We start from the raw sequence: 16,921 nt of genomic DNA, 5'->3' as shown, positions 1-16,921 counted from the left end.
GATTTTAATGCCGAATCAAAATAAACGAATGAAACAGCAGCGCTTGCAAGATGCTCTGTTCGTCGGTAGTACACGTTTTTTTGCTTTTTTTGTACTTGCTTTATTAAGCGGGATTATTCTTTCTTTATTATATGGTGCACTTCCCAGCATCAAACACTTTGGTCTAAGCTTTATTAGTTCTGAAAGCTGGAATCCGGTTACCGAAGAATTCGGTGCCTGGCCCTCTATTCGCGGTACATTAATTTCTTCATTTATTGCCTTAATTATTGCTGTTCCGGTGAGCTTTGGTATCGCAATTTTTCTGACCGAATTATCCCCTACCTGGCTGCGTCGTCCGCTGGGTATAGCCATTGAATTACTGGCTGGTGTTCCTTCCATTATTTATGGCATGTGGGGCTTATTTGTTTTTGCTCCATTATTTGCTGATCATGTCCAACCCTGGATTAGTGAAGTAACTGAAAACTGGCCATATATTGGAGAATTATTCGCAGGCGCTCCGATGGGTATTGGTATGTTTACTGCCAGTCTAATTCTCTCCATTATGGTTATTCCATACATTACTTCTGTTATGCGGGATGTGTTTGAAGTTGTACCACCGATGCTTAAAGAATCAGCCTATGGCCTGGGTGCTACTACATGGGAAGTAGTCTGGAGTATTGTTGTGCCCTTTACTAAAAATGGAATTATCGGTGGTGTAATGCTTGGCCTGGGCCGTGCCTTAGGTGAAACCATGGCGATTACCTTTGTCATTGGTAATTCCCAATCAAAAGTAAACTCCTTATTTGACCCTGCCACTACTATTTCTGCGACCTTGGCCAATGAATTTACAGAAGCAAATGGTGAGCTTTATATTTCATCATTAATTGAATTAGGCTTACTGCTTTTCTTTATCACCTTTATCGTACTCGTTCTTTCCAAATTATTATTGTTGCGTTTGCAGCGTAATGAAGGCGCAAACTCGTGAGGCACACTATGAATATTTATAATCGCCGCCGCGCAATCAATTATTTAAGCCTGACCCTTTCCATTATTGCTATGGCCTTCGGCCTATTCTGGCTATTTTGGATTATGTTTACCCTGTTTAAAAATGGTTTACCCGGTTTAACCATCGCTACTTTTACTCAAACAACGCCCGCTCCAGGCAGTGCAGGCGGTTTATCCAATGCTATTTTAGGCAGTTTGCAAATGTCGGTAGTGGGCGTGGCTATTGGAACACCGATTGGCATTTTGGCCGGCACCTATATGGCTGAATTTGGCAATAAGGGCTGGCTGGCACCTACGACTCGTTTTATTAATGATATTTTACTTTCTGCCCCATCAATTGTAATTGGCTTATTTATTTTTGAAATGTATGTAGCCCATGTTCAGCACTTCTCTGGCTGGGCCGGCTCTTTTGCCTTAGCCATTCTCGTCATTCCAGTCGTATTAAGAACTACCGAGAACATGCTGCGCCTAGTGCCAACCGCCATGCGCGAAGCCGCTTATGCTCTGGGTGCTCCTCAATGGAAAATGGTTTTATTTGTAACCCTGCGCGCAGCAAAGGCAGGAGTTGCAACAGGTATTTTGCTGGCCATTGCACGTATTTTGGGTGAAACAGCACCATTACTCTTTACTGCACTGAATAACCAGTTTTATTCAAATATGAACCAGCCGATGTCTAATTTACCGGTGGTTATCTTCCAGTTTGCAATGAGCCCATATGAAGAATGGCATCAATTAGCCTGGACAGGTGCCTTATTAATTGGTCTGTTTGTACTCGGTTTAAACATTATTGCGCGCGTCATGCTGCGCGAGCCGAAACAAAACTAATAAACAAATACGGAATAGCTTAATTATGATTACTAAAAATACAGCAAAACTTGCTATTAAAAACCTTAATTTCTATTACGGTAATTTCCATGCCTTAAAAAATGTAAATCTGGATATTCAGGAAGGCAAAGTTACTGCGTTTATTGGTCCTTCTGGTTGTGGTAAATCAACCTTACTGCGCACATTTAATCGTATGTATGATCTTTACCCTAAATTACGTGCCGAGGGCGAGATCATTCTGAATGGCAAGAATATTTTGGATAATGATGTAGATTTAAATATGTTACGTGCCAAGGTTGGAATGGTATTTCAAAAGCCCACGCCATTTCCAATGTCTATCTATGACAATATTGCTTTTGGCGTCAAATTGTACGATAAGCTGCCTAAATCAGAGATGGATGATCGCGTCGAATGGGCTTTACAAAAAGCTGCACTTTGGAATGAGGCAAAAGATAAACTAAAACAATCCGGTTTAAGCCTTTCCGGCGGTCAGCAGCAGCGCCTTTGTATTGCCCGTGCTATTGCTGTTAAGCCTGAAATTTTATTACTGGATGAACCAACTTCTGCTCTTGATCCAATATCAACTGCACATGTTGAAGAACTGGTACATGAATTAAAACAGGATTACACCATTGCGATGGTAACGCATAATATGCAACAGGCAGCACGTGTCTCTGATATCACAGCCTATATGTATTTAGGCGAACTAATTGAGGTGGGTGAAACCGATAGTATCTTTACCACACCTAAAGTAAAAGCAACTGAAGACTATATTACCGGCAAATTTGGTTAAGTTAATTCAAGCATAAGAAAGGCAGCCTAAGCTGCCTTTCTTATTTGCCATAAGCCCAATTAATTCTTTGGAACAATATTATTAAATACGTAGCGCACGCCCTTAACCTGCTCTGCAACATTACCAGCATGTGCCATTTGTTCACCCTCATCAACACTGCCTTCAATCGTTACATCTGCTTCTTTGCCTTTTACTTTCAAATTGAATTTTTGCAGTGTTAAATCATTATCCAGATTACCTTTAACGGCGGCAGCTAATGCATCACCAGTCAATACCGAAATAGCAGGTGCATCTGCAGCACTTACTGTACCCATAACAAAAACACTAAATACCAAAATCAGACGGGCAAATTTCATGAAATTATTCTCTCAGATTGTTGTAACAACAGATAACCCTGTTGCGGGCCATTAACTAATGGCAATTCTAAAAGAATAAAGTTACAGAATTGTTTAACTACCATGACAAATCATTAAAATAGTTTTCTTACATTTCAAAAAAATCAGTCATATTTAATTTTTAACAGGGCAAATCATCCGATCTGCCCCGCTCTTTTCTTACTCGGCGTTTGCCTCAGCGCTCACCACCTTCGCTATCTGCTCAGCCCAATCGCGAGCAATCGCTGCATCGGTATGCTCAACCATCACCCGCACCACAGGCTCGGTGCCGGAAGGGCGCAACAAGACCCGGCCATCTTCGCCCATCGCAGCTTCAGCTTTACTCACTTCGGCCTTAATTAGCTCAGAAGCATGGCAATCAAAGCCCTTAGCAATACGCACGTTTTTAAGTACTTGTGTCGAGAGCAGCAGATCATGGCAATACTGGGCCAGTGTCTTGCCACTTTCTTTTAAAGCTTGCAATACTTGCAGAGCCGATACAATGCCATCCCCCGTGGAATGCTTATCAAGGCAGAGTAAATGCCCAGAGCCTTCTCCTCCGACCAGCCAGTTATTGGCCAGCAGTTTTTCCAGCACGTAGCGATCACCAACCTTGGCCCGCTCAAAACCAATACCCCGCGCTTTCAAGCCATTTTCAACGCCCAGGTTGGTCATCAGAGTGCCAACGACACCGGCCCCTAAAGTGCCTTTATCCTGGCGGTAGCAGGCCAGTGCGTAGAGCAATTGATCTCCATCGACGATCGTGCCATCCCGATCAATCATAATCAGACGGTCACCATCACCATCAAGCGAAATCCCAAAATCCGCACCTTCGGCCAATACTGCTTTACGTGCTGTTTCCGGGTGTGTTGCTCCAACATCTTCATTAATATTGTAGCCATTAGGGGCAACACCAATCTTGATCACCTCCGCCCCCAGCTCATGAAATACGTGCGGGGCGATGTCGTAAGTTGCACCATGAGCGCAATCGACCACCAGCTTCAGGCCGCGCAGATCCAGCTCATTTGGAAAGGTCGATTTGCAAAACTCGATATAGCGACCAGCAGCATCATCCACACGCCAGGATTTTCCAATCTTTTTGGGTGAAACACAGGGCTGCATTTCATCAATTGCAGCTTCAATTGCCAGCTCGACATCGTCAGCGAGCTTTTTGCCACCTGCACCGAAAAATTTGATGCCATTATCGTGATAAGGATTATGCGATGCAGAAATAACCACGCCTGCAGACAAACGCAGCGCACGGGTCAGATAAGCAATACCGGGAGTAGGCAAAGGCCCCGTAAGATAAACATCAACGCCAGCAGCATTCAAACCCGCTTGCAGCGCGGCTTCCAGCATATAACCCGATACGCGGGTATCTTTGCCAATCAATACTGCAGCATGATCCCCTTCGCTGCGCTTACTTTCTGCGGCGAGCACTTTACCTGCGGCATAACCCAGCTTCATTGCAAACTCAGGGGTAATCGGGTATTCACCCACCAAACCACGCACACCATCCGTTCCAAAATACTTGCGACCCATTATTCACCCCGATTATTAACGTGCATTTTGACTCATCCTAAGCAAAAGAGTATTGCTTAACAACAAACCACTAGCTGGTGGTTATTGTAAGGCATGCCAGATTTTTAAAGCATCCACTGTTTCCACCACATCATGAACACGAATAACTGCAGCACCTGCCTGAGCCGCCAGCAATGCAGCAGCCACGCTGGCTGGCATTCTATCTGCCACTGCCCGGCCAGTAATTTGCCCCAGCATACTTTTACGCGAAACCCCAAGTAGAAAAGGCGTTGCCAGCTGTACCCGCATGGCTGGCAGCGCTTTAAACAGCGCAATATTGTGCTCCAGTGTTTTGCCAAAGCCAAAACCCGGATCAAGCAATAAGCGATGATGCGAGATACCTGCAGCCAAAGCCACATCGCGCCTTGCCGCCAAATAGGCAGATACCTCGGCCACCACATCCAGGTAAGCGGGCATGGCTTGCATATTATGCGGATCGCCTTGCATATGCATCAGGCAAATTGCCGCATTACTTTTGGCAACGAGCTCCAGCGCGCCCTTATCTTCCAGTGCTGAAATATCATTCACCAGATCAACCCCTGCATCCAAAGCCGCACGCATCACCGCTGATTTTCTCGTATCAATTGAAAGAGGCACATGAAAGCTTTGCAGAGCCTTAATCACCGGAATGACCCGGCTTATTTCTTCTTTTGCAGGAACAAAGGCTGCACCGGGCCGAGTTGATTCACCACCAACATCCAGAATATCCGCACCATCGGCCAGTAATTTTTCTGCATGAGCCAGCGCAGCATCAACTTGATGGTAATGCCCGCCATCCGAAAAGGAATCAGGCGTAACATTCACAATCCCCATAAGCAGTGGACGGTTTAAATCCAGCACAAAACGCCCGCATTGCAGTTTTTGCATCTTATTCCTTATTGTTAATTTGTTAGCTGCAAGAGCCAGAACGCTTATTTAGTCTGTTTAACAAAAAAAGGCGGCCCATAGGCCGCCCATTTTAATGGATTACGATCAGCAATTAAGATTCTGTTGCTGGCGTTGTAATCACGGGTGTTGCGGGTGCTTCACCACTAGGGCGATCGCCATTGGGTGAATTAGGCTTTACAGGCAAAGCTTTAGGAGGCTTTGGTGTGCGACCTTGCATAATATCTTCAATCTGCTCTGCATCAATGGTCTCCCACTCCAGCAAGGCAGCTGTCATAGCCTCAACTTTATCGCGATTGTCTTCCAGCAAACGACGGGCCAGGCCATATTGCTCGTCAATAATGCGGCGAATTTCAGCGTCAACCTGCTGCATCGTCGCTTCAGACATATTCTTGTGCGTTGTTACCGAGCGGCCCAGGAATACTTCGCCCTCGTTTTCGCCGTAAACCATCGGGCCTAAAGCATCAGTCATACCATAACGGGTCACCATATCACGTGCTAAGGAAGTGGCACGCTCAAAGTCATTCGATGCGCCAGTGGTCATCTGGTTCATAAACAATTCTTCAGCAATACGACCACCAAATAAAATTGCAATCCGATCCATCAGATAGCCACGATCATAAGCATAGCGATCGGCTTCCGGCAGCTGCATGGTTACACCCAGCGCACGGCCACGTGGAATGATGGTGACTTTATGCACCGGATCAGACTTGGGTAAAAGCTTAGCCACTACAGCATGACCTGATTCGTGATAAGCCGTGTTCTGCTTCTCTTCTTCACTCATCACCATGGTACGACGCTCAGCACCCATCATGATTTTATCTTTAGCCGATTCAAAATCATCCATATCAACCAGACGTTTCACGCGGCGGGCAGCAAACAGCACCGCTTCATTCACCAGGTTAGCCAGATCAGCACCGGAAAACCCTGGTGTACCACGCGCAATCACCTGTGCATCCACATCGTTAGAGATTGGCACTTTACGCATATGCACGCCAAGAATCTGCTCACGGCCACGGATATCCGGCAAGGACACCATGACCTGGCGATCGAAACGACCCGGGCGCAGCAATGCAGGATCAAGCACATCAGGACGGTTGGTAGCTGCAATCACCATAATGCCGGAATTACCTTCAAAACCATCCATCTCAACCAGCATCTGGTTCAGCGTCTGTTCGCGCTCATCATTGCCACCGCCCATGCCGGCACCGCGCTGACGACCTACCGCATCAATTTCATCGATAAAAATAATGCATGGTGCATTTTTCTTCGCATTTTCAAACATATCGCGGACACGGGCAGCGCCCACACCCACAAACATTTCAACGAAATCCGAACCTGAAATACTAAAAAATGGCACTTTAGCTTCACCAGCAATGGCTTTTGCCAGCAAAGTTTTACCAGTACCCGGAGGGCCAACCAGCAAAATACCGCGTGGCATACGGCCACCTAAGCTTTGATATTTACTAGGGTCACGCAGGTAATCAACAATTTCGGAGACATCTGCTTTTGCTTCATCGCAGCCGGCAACATCTGCAAAGGTAATCACATTGGTCGCTTCATCGAGCAAACGCGCCTTTGATTTACCAAAGCTAAATGCCCCGCCTTTGCCACCGCCCTGCATCTGGCGCATAAAGAACACCCACACACCGATCAGAAGCAGCATCGGAAACCAGTTGATGAACAGATTCATCAAAAAGCTCGGTTCCTCTTCAGCTTTGGCCGCAAACTTCACGTTGTGCTTGATCAGCGTATCAACCATACGAAAATCAAATGGAGCCAGTGTAGAGAATGCCGTACCGTCGTTACGCTTGCCTTTAATAATCTGGCCACGAATCGGGTTTCCCTCGATTTCTGCGCTCGCAATACGATCAGCTTCTACATCAGCCATGAATTGTGAATACGCCACTTGCCCGCTGGCTTCTTGCTTACGGGAAAACTGATTAAAGACCGTCATCAGTACCAGACCAATGACGAGCCAGATGGCGATGTTCTTGCCGAGATTGTTCACGGCGCTACTCCTGATTATCCCAAAGGGGGATGAAAGAAAAAATTCCACGCATTTATGGCTGGCAGTCCGTTTTAGCTTAGCACTGCCTGCTGCAGGCACTTAAATCCAACAAGCTATATCAGGCTTTTTTCTGCTTACCGAGCAAATAAGTTTCATTGCTGCGATCACGCGAAGCCTTAGGGTTACGAGTTACAACACTTGAAAATGTCTCACGCATGGCTCTCATATACTCAGTAAAACCATAACCTTGGAATACCTTGACTAGAAAATACCCATTTGGTTTCAATTGTTCACGAACAAATTCCAATGCCAGCTCACATAAATACATACTGCGAGCCTGATCCATCACCGCGTTACCCGTTATATTGGGGGCCATATCGCAAATCACAAGGTCTACCTGACGCCCAGCGAGTAATTCTGTGTACTGAGCCAGCACTTCCTCATTTCCAAAATCACCCTGAATAAAGTCCACACCACGAATCGGCGTCATCTCCAGCAAGTCTAGCGCAAAAACGCGCCCAGATTCACCAACATACTGACTTGCTACTTGCGACCAGCTTCCGGGTGCAGCTCCCAGATCAGCCACCCACAGCCCCTGTTTGAATAATTTGTCTTTTTCATTGATCTCAAGCAGCTTGAAAGCTGCGCGCGCGCGGTAGCCCTCTTTTTTTGCCTGATGAACATAATGATCATTGACGTGTTCCTTCATCCACGCATTACTGGAATTGCTACGAGCCATGAGGTAAAATTGCCTGTTTAGTCAAGGATTTGAAACAATGGAACTCACATCGGATCAGCGTCGCCATCTGAAAAGCCTGGCTCATCATATCGATCCAGTCGTGATGATCGGAAATAATGGCCTGGCAGACGCGGTAATCCGCGAAATTGCTGTTAATTTAGATGCACACGAACTCATTAAAATCCGAGTACTGGGCGATGATCGTGCCCTGCGTGAAGAATACATGCAAAAGATCTGCTCTGAACTGGGGGCATCTGCCGTTCAACACATCGGTAAGCTACTCATTGTTTACCGCGCATCGAACAGTGACAAACCACGAATCGTACTACCCAAGGCAAAAAAAGCCAAATAAGCGGGTTTTATATGCATTAGGGCAACTTAGGTTGCCCTAATTTTTTGCATTTAACGATCACTGTCAGACCAGATGTAAATTATACCAAACACACTTTGCAGCAGATAAATAAGACTTGAAATCGTATGCCACTGCGCCAAGCCACCACCAAACACACCTTCTGCTGCAGAACTTACCACAGGCTTTAAGCTGGCAATGAGTGGGAAAATAGCAAACTGATTAATCAGTGTGCATAGCAGCATCCCCATCACCAGCCAGAATTTACCGCTTCGAAATCCACGCATGCCCATTTGCCAGACACACCAAATGGCCAGATACACACCCGCTACAATCCCCACCCAGCCAATCGCATGAAAAAGCTTTCCTGCCACCATGCCTGCTGTTGCTTTATCTAAGCCGGCAAATAAAGCGGGAGCTACGATAACGCCGATGGTCCACATACCACCAATCCACAGCACGGTGAGAAGGTTTTTCAAACCCGAACCTAAACCCATTGCATTCCCGCAGATAAATTAATTGGTTAAAAACAGAATAAAAAATACCTGGCAAAAAATGACAAAAAACCATAATCCACCAAGGGTAAATAAGATTTTATGTCATTTCTTCTACATACGACAAAAGCAAGGTATCGCCCTCATCCGTGCTTTTAGATGTATTTTACATCCAGCACTTCATACTCACGAATCCCACCTGGAGCCATCACTTCAGCCACATCACCGGCATATTTGCCAATCAGCGCACGCGCAATCGGGCTAGATACGGAGATTTTAAATTCTTTAATTTCAGCTTCTTCATCACCCACGATCTGGTAGGTGACTTTATTACCGGTTTCCAGGTCTTCCAGATCAACTGTCGCACCAAACACCACCCGGCCTTCGGCTGTTTCAGCAAGGCTGGCAGGCTCGATCAGCTGCGCATTAGACAGCTTGCTTTCCAACTCAGCAATACGGCCTTCAACAAAGCCCTGTCTTTCTTTCGCTGCATCATACTCAGCATTTTCCGACAAATCGCCGTGCGAGCGTGCTTCGGCAATCGCTGCAATCACTGCCGGGCGCTCTACGCTCTTTAGGTTTTGCAGTTCGGCTTTCAGTTTTACCGCACCTTGTACGGTGAGCGGAATTTTTATCATTTCTTTACAGTCTCCATCCAAAAAGAAGAGCCGCCGTCACGAGTGGACGGCGGCTTTTACTTAAGTTTCTGTAAATGCTATTTCAATTTCATCAAAATAAAACATCATTCACGAATCTTAGGGCGTAAATTATCAGTGTTTGATCGTACGATGCAAGCCCTGCAGATCATAAACTCGCATTTCACCCAAATCACGCATACCAATACATGCCGCTTTTGCGCCTGCAATCGTTGTAAACACAGGCAGGCGGGCCTTCATAGCCTCATGGCGAATCGAGTAAGAATCCTGAATAGCCTGACGGCGCTCGTCGACCGTATTCACAATCATGGCAATTTCACCATTTTTGATCATATCAACAATATGCGGACGCCCTTCAGTCACTTTATTCACGCTTTGCACCACAACGCCTGCGCCATTAATTTCGGCAGCGGTCCCCTTGGTTGCAAATACCTTAAAACCAAGATCTATTAAAACTTTAACACACTCAACCGCACCCGTTTTATCGCCATCGCGCACCGAGATAAACACATTACCCTGGGTAGGCAAAGCAACACCCGCAGCAAGCTGCGATTTAACAAATGCTTCAGCAAATGTGTCACCCACGCCCATCACTTCACCGGTTGATTTCATTTCCGGGCCAAGAATTGAATCAACACCGGGAAATTTAATAAACGGAAATACCGCTTCTTTCACCGAGTAATACGGCGGAATCACTTCCTTGCTTGCCCCTTGTGAAGCAAGACTTTGACCGGCCATACAACGCGCAGCGATCTTCGCAATCGGCAGGCTGGTGGCTTTAGACACATAAGGAACAGTACGAGATGCACGTGGGTTAACTTCCAGCACAAACACCACCGCATCATCCCCCTTGCCCTGAATCGCAAACTGCACATTCATCAGGCCAACAACATTCAGACCCTTAGCCATCAATACCGTCTGACGGCGCAGCTCGTCCTGAATTTCTTTAGACAAGCTAAACGGCGGCAGGGAGCATGCTGAATCGCCTGAGTGCACACCAGCCTGTTCGATGTGTTCCATAATGCCACCGATCAAAACATCAGTGCCATCACAAATCGCATCCACATCCACTTCAATGGCGTCGTTCAGGAAACGATCAAGCAGCACCGGGCTGTCGTTCGATACCTTCACGGCTTCACGCATATAGCGCTCTAAATCAGACTGCTGGTGCACAATTTCCATCGCCCGCCCGCCCAGTACATAGGACGGACGAACCACCAGTGGGTAGCCAATTTCGGCAGCCAGAATCAAGGCATCACGCTCATTACGGGCTGTGCGGTTAGGCGGCTGACGCAGACCTAATTCATGCAGCAGTTTCTGGAAACGTTCGCGATCTTCCGCAGCATCAATCATATCAGGGCTTGTGCCGATAATCGGTACACCGTTAGCTTCCAGTGCACGGGCCAATTTCAATGGCGTTTGGCCACCATACTGCACAATCACACCTTCCGGCTTTTCGATATTCACGATTTCCAACACGTCTTCGAGGGTCAGCGGCTCAAAATAGAGGCGATCCGAAGTATCATAATCCGTGGACACGGTTTCCGGATTGCAGTTAACCATAATGGTTTCAAAGCCATCTTCACGCAGTGCCAGTGCGGCATGGACGCAGCAGTAATCAAACTCAATTCCCTGCCCGATACGATTTGGACCACCGCCTAAGATCATGATTTTACGCTTATCTGTGGGCGCTGCCTCACACTCTTCTTCGTATGTTGAATACATATACGCAGTATCGGTAGAGAACTCGGCCGCACACGTATCCACACGCTTGTATACAGGGCGAATCTTCAGGGCATGGCGCGCTTTACGCACCGCGGCCTGATCGGTATCCAGCAGTGCAGCCAAACGGCGATCAGAAAAACCTTTACGCTTTAAGCGGCGCATCGTTGCGTAGTCGATCGTCTCAACTGCTGTGCCACGAATCGCGTTTTCTTCCTGAACCAGATCTTCAATCTGGCGCAAAAACCAGGGATCAATCTTAGTCAGATTGAACACTTCATCCATGCTCATGCCAACGCGAAAAGCATCAGCCACATACCAGATACGCTCCGGGCCCGGTGTTGCAATTTCTGCTTCAATCACGCTTCGATCGGTCGTCATTTCATCAAAACCGGACATGCCGGTTTCCAAGCCACGCAGAGCTTTTTGCATGGATTCCTGAACGCTGCGGCCAATTGCCATTACTTCGCCCACCGACTTCATTTGTGTCGTCAGTTTATTATTGGCTTGCGGGAATTTCTCGAAAGCAAAACGCGGGATTTTAGTCACAACGTAATCAATCGAAGGCTCAAACGAGGCCGGCGTCTTGCCGCCTGTGATTTCGTTTTGCAATTCATCCAGGGTAAAGCCTACTGCCAGCTTGGCAGCCACCTTAGCGATCGGGAAGCCTGTTGCTTTAGAGGCCAGAGCTGAAGAGCGGCTAACGCGCGGATTCATCTCGATAACGATCATCTCGCCATTTTCCGGGTTGGTGGCAAACTGTACGTTTGAGCCCCCCGTATCCACACCAATTTCACGCAATACCGCCAATGAGGCGTTACGCATGATTTGGTATTCTTTGTCTGTCAGCGTTTGCGCCGGGGCCACGGTGATTGAATCACCGGTATGCACGCCCATCGGATCGAAGTTTTCGATTGAGCAGATAATGATGCAGTTATCGCTGCGATCACGCACCACTTCCATCTCGTACTCTTTCCAGCCCAGTACCGATTGCTCGATCAGCAATTCGTTGGTTGGGGACGCTTCAAAACCACGATCACAGATTTCCAGGAATTCTTCGCGATTATAAGCAATACCACCACCCGAGCCACCCATGGTAAACGAAGGGCGAATCAGCGTTGGAAAGCCAACCGAAGCCTGCACCGCCAGTGCCTGCTCCATATTATGAGCAATGCCCGATTTTGGCGTAGACAGGCCAATCTTGGTCATAGCGTCTTTAAACTTACCACGATCCTCAGCCTTATCAATGGCATCAGGCTTGGCACCAATCATTTCTACATTGTATTTTTCCAGCACCCCCTGACGCCACAAATCCAGCGCGCAGTTCAGTGCAGTCTGCCCGCCCATGGTTGGCAGCAGCGCATCCGGGCGCTCTTTCTCAATAATTTTTTCGACCATCTGCCAGGTAATTGGCTCGATGTAAGTCACGTCCGCCATATTCGGGTCGGTCATGATCGTGGCAGGATTACTGTTCACCAGAATAACGCGGTAACCCTCTTCACGTAGCGCCTTACATGCTTGCGCGCCGGAATAATCAAACTCACAAGCCTGGCCGATCACAATCGGGCCAGCACCAATAATCAAAATGCTTTTTAAATCTGTACGTTTTGGCATTGCTCTACCCTCAAACCACTATTCGCTAAGCTGTGCAGCCAGGCCCGGGCCACACAGTACGCCCTTTAAACGGCTGCCTTTTGCTCGCGCATCAAGCCAATAAACTTATCAAACAGGTAAGCCACATCGGTAGGCCCAGGGCTTGCTTCCGGATGCCCCTGAAAAGAAAACGCAGGTCTGTCAGTCAGTGCAATCCCTTGTACTGTGCCGTCAAACAGGGAGCGATGCGTCACTATCACATTTGCGGGCAAACTGGTTTCATCCACCTGAAAGCCGTGGTTCTGGCTGGTAATCATCACATGCTTACTGGTTAAATCTTGCACAGGATGGTTTGCACCGTGGTGACCAAACTTCATTTTGCTGGTTTTAGCACCACTGGCAAGGCCCAATAACTGATGACCAAGGCAAATACCAAATACCGGCAAATATGCCTCCAGAATTTCTTTAATCGCACGAATAGCATAATCACAAGGCTCAGGATCGCCAGGGCCATTGGATAAAAATACACCATCAGGTTTCAGGGCCAAAACTTCACTGGCGGGCGTTTGAGCAGGCACAACGGTTAATTTGCAACCGCGTTCGGCCAGCATGCGCAAAATGTTGTACTTAACACCAAAATCGTAAGCCACCACGTGAAATAGCTGATTACTTTGCTCGGGATAAGCAGCGCCCAGTTTCCATTCGCACTGAGTCCATGCGAACGACTCTTTACAGCTCACCACTTTAGCTAAATCTTGCCCGGCCATCGAGCCAAACGACTTGGCTTTTTCAACAGCGGCAGCTGCATCAATATGCTCGCCAGTCATAATGCAACCTGGCTGAGCCCCTTTGCTGCGCAAAATACGGGTAAGCTTACGAGTATCGATATCTGCAATCGCCACCACATTATTCGTAAGCAGATACTCGCCAAGGCTCATATCGGCACGAAAATTAGAGTGTAAAAGCGGCAGATCACGGATGATCAGACCTGCAGCAAACACGGACCCAGATTCCACGTCTTCCGGGTTTACGCCGTAATTACCGATATGGGGATAGGTCAATGTGACCATTTGTTTGGTATACGATGGGTCTGTCAGGATTTCCTGATAACCGGTCATCGCCGTATTGAACACGACCTCACCAATGGTTGTGCCATCGCATCCGATGGAAACACCATGAAAGAGGGTGCCGTCGGCAAGCGCAAGAAGGGCTGGTTTTGACACAGGCGGCTCCTGGGCGTTGCGCCCACAAGATTGAGTTCGGATATTTCTGAGGATGGCAAAACGGGATAGCTTCGCTATCCCGCCCGCACAAAATTGAGCCGTATTCTACTGTAAAAGCCCTTATTCATCAACGTAATAAGGCAAACCCATCAGCAATAGATTTCAGGCTTACAACAGTTTTTCAATCTCCGCACTCAGATCTTCCGGTTTTGTCATGGGAGCAAAGCGATCTACCACCTTACCTTGCTTATCTAGTAAAAATTTACTGAAATTCCATTTCACCGCCTCAATACCCAGTAAACCCGGCTTCTCCCCTTTCAGCCAGGTAAACAGCGGCGCTGCGTTTTCGCCATTCACATCCACCTTGGCAAACAGAGGAAAACTTACATTAAATTTAGTTGTACAAAAATCAAGAATTTCCGCTTCATTGCCCGGCTCCTGCGCACCAAACTGATTACACGGAAAGCCCAGCACCACCAGACCACGATCTTTATATTGCTCATAGAGCGCTTGCAAGCCTGCATATTGCGGCGTAAAGCCGCATTGACTAGCCACATTCACCACCAAAACCACCGAACCTGTGTGCCGGGCCAAATCAACCGTTTCCCCGGATATGCCTTGCACGCTAAAATCACCAATATTGCTCATCAATTTTTACCCTTTAGGACAATATGTTATTTAACCCATCCCGCGATGAAGCCCGCCGCTTTTTTATTCAAGCCTGGCAAAAGCATCAGGCACATGCACCACTGGCCGGCATCGAAAAAATAGTCGCGGGCATCTTGCTGCATCACCCCGAATATCAGCCCATTCTAGCCGAAGAATATTTAGATAAGGACTGGCCGCCAGAATACGGCGAAACCAATCCTTTTTTGCACATTAGTATGCATCTGGCCATTGAAGAACAAATTTCGATCGACCAGCCAGCAGGTGTTAAAGCTTTATACCAGCAGCTCTGTGAGCGCCTGTCGCAAGAGCATACCGCCCTGCACGCCATGATGGATGGTTTAGGTGAAATGATGTGGCAAGCGCAAAGAAACAACACCCCGCCTGATCCTGAAATCTATTTGGAAATACTGCGTTTTAAAGTGGGGCAGTTAAAATAAGCACCTGTCCCGTCATTTAAGCGGTATCTGTAATTGCTTCAGCTCTTTTAAACGCGCTTCAATCGCCGATAAGAGATAAAAATCACCACTACCTGCATTTTGCGCCTGCTGTAGTTGCTCGATAGCGGCGGTATATTCGCCCAGACGGCTGTAATATTCGGCCTGAGCCTGATGCTGGCGAACCGCATCGCCCCGTGCATTTTGAATTTTGGAGACGCGCTGCCAAAGATAAGCATCAGAAGGATAGAGCTCGATTGCGTATTGAGTGCTAGCTAAAGCTTCGCTCAGCTGCTGATTTGCAATTAATGCATCAATTTCACCATAAACCAGCGCACGGCTGGCAGGAAAACGTTTACTGGCTTCTTTAAATATTTGCAACGCATCCCCTGGTCGCTTTTGCGCCAGGCGAATGCTGCCTGCCAGATATTCCAGCGAAGAGTGCGTTTTACCCAGAGCCTGCTTAGCCTTTTGCAAAGAAGCCCATGCTCCTTCAACATCAAACGCCGCTAGTTGAGCCAATGCCAGGCCATAAAGGTGCGAGGGCAGATGGGCGTATTTTTTTTCGTTCAAAATTTTTCGGTAATAATTTAACGCATCCTGCTCACCCATCTGTAAGAACCGTGCTTTTTCACGTACAAATAAAAAATCTAAAGAATCTTTAACCTGCACATAAGGTTTATCTTTTAAGCGTGCCTGCGCATCACTAATCCGCTTATAGGTTACCGGGTGAGTGCGTAAAAACTCCGGTGCATTGCCCTCCCCTAAACGGGTGCTTTTTTGCATACGATCAAAAAAGATAGGCATGGCCGCCTGATCCAGCCCCGCTTTTTGCAAAGTCTGCATACCAATTCGATCAGCCTCTTGCTCGAACATATAGGTGTAATCAAGCTGGCGCTGAATCATATAGGCTTGGCTGCCCATCAAGCCCGCCATCGCTACATCGCCTTTGCCCGCACTTGCGGCCACAATGGCCAAACCCAAAGCGGCCAAAGTAACCCAAGGAGCCATTTTCTGCCCCTCCAAAAGCCGGGCAAAGTGATGTTGAGTAACGTGGGCAATTTCGTGCGAGAGCACGGAAGCCAGCTCTGATTCATGCTGGGCCAGCACAATTAAACCGGTATGCACCCCCACAAGACCACCAGGAATAGCAAAGGCATTGATACTGCGATCGAGCATCGGAAAGAAAACAAAATTAATTTCGGTTTCACCACTGGCATCAAGCAAACGCCCGCCCAGCTGCCGTAAATAGGCAACAAGCTCCGGGTCTTCGCTCATGGCACCGCTACGCCGCAGCTCGCGCATAGCCGATTCACCAATTTGCCGCTCCTGCATGGGGCTTAAACCTTCTTCCGAAGACTCGCCCAAATTAGGCAGCTGCACTTCGGCCTGCAAAGGCGCAGAGATCAGGCTTGCTGCCAGAATCAATGCCAGTAAACGTCGAGACAAATTAAACTCCTAGCAGCCTTTCGGACTTAAGTATTCGTGGTCAGGGGAAGTTCGGTTTGAATCAGATTTCATGCATTTTTGCAGCAAGCAGCTGTTTAACGAAAAAATGCGTAAAACACGAGCAAAACCAGTGTTAATTC

General features: G+C 47.5%; 16 protein-coding genes. 5 read left to right on the top strand and 11 right to left on the bottom strand.

Annotated elements, in window-relative coordinates; all coding sequences use genetic code 11:
• Positions 1-7: 7 nt before the first annotated feature.
• The 3 genes from pstC to pstB are packed head-to-tail and all read left to right on the top strand — an operon-like array spanning position 8 to position 2,602.
• On the top strand, positions 8-964 hold the full coding sequence (gene pstC / locus EJO50_RS02395) for a phosphate ABC transporter permease subunit PstC (protein WP_125971407.1): 957 nt from the start codon (positions 8-10) through the stop codon (positions 962-964).
• 8 nt (positions 965-972) lie between these two features.
• Positions 973-1,809: a phosphate ABC transporter permease PstA gene (gene pstA / locus EJO50_RS02390; protein ID WP_125971406.1), complete on the top strand. Its 837-nt coding sequence runs from the start codon at positions 973-975 to the stop codon at positions 1,807-1,809.
• 25 nt (positions 1,810-1,834) lie between these two features.
• Positions 1,835-2,602, top strand: coding sequence for a phosphate ABC transporter ATP-binding protein PstB (gene pstB, locus EJO50_RS02385; protein ID WP_125971405.1), 768 nt, complete (start codon positions 1,835-1,837; stop codon positions 2,600-2,602).
• A 59-nt stretch (positions 2,603-2,661) separates the two neighbouring features.
• Here pstB and EJO50_RS02380 read toward each other — a convergent pair whose 3' ends face one another.
• From EJO50_RS02380 to rlmE, 5 genes are all read right to left on the bottom strand, one after another.
• Entirely contained in the window at positions 2,662-2,958 is a 297-nt protein-coding gene (locus tag EJO50_RS02380) for a BON domain-containing protein (protein ID WP_233702157.1), read from the bottom strand.
• Positions 2,959-3,156: 198 nt separating this feature from the next.
• The gene (gene glmM, locus EJO50_RS02375; RefSeq protein ID WP_125971404.1) at positions 3,157-4,518 is read right to left on the bottom strand and encodes a phosphoglucosamine mutase; all 1,362 of its coding nucleotides are present in this window, start codon (positions 4,516-4,518) and stop codon (positions 3,157-3,159) included.
• A gap of 81 nt (positions 4,519-4,599) precedes the next feature.
• On the bottom strand, positions 4,600-5,424 hold the full coding sequence (gene folP, locus EJO50_RS02370) for a dihydropteroate synthase (protein ID WP_125971403.1): 825 nt from the start codon (positions 5,422-5,424) through the stop codon (positions 4,600-4,602).
• A 112-nt stretch (positions 5,425-5,536) separates the two neighbouring features.
• On the bottom strand, positions 5,537-7,453 hold the full coding sequence (gene ftsH / locus EJO50_RS02365; protein WP_125971402.1) for an ATP-dependent zinc metalloprotease FtsH: 1,917 nt from the start codon (positions 7,451-7,453) through the stop codon (positions 5,537-5,539).
• 118 nt (positions 7,454-7,571) lie between these two features.
• On the bottom strand, positions 7,572-8,192 hold the full coding sequence (gene rlmE, locus EJO50_RS02360) for a 23S rRNA (uridine(2552)-2'-O)-methyltransferase RlmE (protein WP_125971401.1): 621 nt from the start codon (positions 8,190-8,192) through the stop codon (positions 7,572-7,574).
• 37 nt (positions 8,193-8,229) lie between these two features.
• On the opposite strand from rlmE, the gene yhbY reads away from it, so the two are divergent.
• Positions 8,230-8,544 (top strand): ribosome assembly RNA-binding protein YhbY, encoded by a 315-nt coding sequence (gene yhbY / locus EJO50_RS02355; protein WP_099398517.1) that lies wholly within the window; start codon positions 8,230-8,232, stop codon positions 8,542-8,544.
• Between the two features lie 50 nt (positions 8,545-8,594).
• On the opposite strand, the gene EJO50_RS02350 is transcribed toward yhbY, so the two are convergent.
• From EJO50_RS02350 to EJO50_RS02330, 5 genes are all read right to left on the bottom strand, one after another.
• Entirely contained in the window at positions 8,595-9,020 is a 426-nt protein-coding gene (locus tag EJO50_RS02350; RefSeq protein ID WP_233702156.1) for a DUF4149 domain-containing protein, read from the bottom strand.
• 170 nt (positions 9,021-9,190) lie between these two features.
• Positions 9,191-9,673 carry a transcription elongation factor GreA gene (greA, locus tag EJO50_RS02345; RefSeq protein WP_125971399.1) on the bottom strand — a complete coding sequence of 161 codons (483 nt, stop codon included), beginning with the start codon at positions 9,671-9,673 and terminating at the stop codon, positions 9,191-9,193.
• A gap of 132 nt (positions 9,674-9,805) precedes the next feature.
• Positions 9,806-13,027, bottom strand: coding sequence for a carbamoyl-phosphate synthase large subunit (gene carB / locus EJO50_RS02340; RefSeq protein ID WP_125971398.1), 3,222 nt, complete (start codon positions 13,025-13,027; stop codon positions 9,806-9,808).
• Between the two features lie 65 nt (positions 13,028-13,092).
• Positions 13,093-14,229: a glutamine-hydrolyzing carbamoyl-phosphate synthase small subunit gene (gene carA / locus EJO50_RS02335; RefSeq protein WP_125971397.1), complete on the bottom strand. Its 1,137-nt coding sequence runs from the start codon at positions 14,227-14,229 to the stop codon at positions 13,093-13,095.
• 168 nt (positions 14,230-14,397) lie between these two features.
• Complete coding sequence (locus EJO50_RS02330) at positions 14,398-14,877, bottom strand: glutathione peroxidase (RefSeq protein ID WP_125971396.1); 480 nt, start codon at positions 14,875-14,877, stop codon at positions 14,398-14,400.
• 23 nt (positions 14,878-14,900) lie between these two features.
• On the opposite strand from EJO50_RS02330, the gene EJO50_RS02325 reads away from it, so the two are divergent.
• The gene (locus tag EJO50_RS02325) at positions 14,901-15,335 is read left to right on the top strand and encodes a DUF1841 family protein (protein WP_125971395.1); all 435 of its coding nucleotides are present in this window, start codon (positions 14,901-14,903) and stop codon (positions 15,333-15,335) included.
• 12 nt (positions 15,336-15,347) lie between these two features.
• Here EJO50_RS02325 and EJO50_RS02320 read toward each other — a convergent pair whose 3' ends face one another.
• On the bottom strand, positions 15,348-16,781 hold the full coding sequence (locus EJO50_RS02320) for a M48 family metalloprotease (protein WP_125971394.1): 1,434 nt from the start codon (positions 16,779-16,781) through the stop codon (positions 15,348-15,350).
• Positions 16,782-16,921 lie beyond the last annotated feature (140 nt).

This window comes from Iodobacter ciconiae (genome assembly GCF_003952345.1).
In the GTDB taxonomy this organism is placed as follows: Bacteria; Pseudomonadota; Gammaproteobacteria; order Burkholderiales; family Chitinibacteraceae; genus Iodobacter; species Iodobacter ciconiae.
This window is presented reverse-complemented; position numbering and strand designations above follow the sequence as displayed.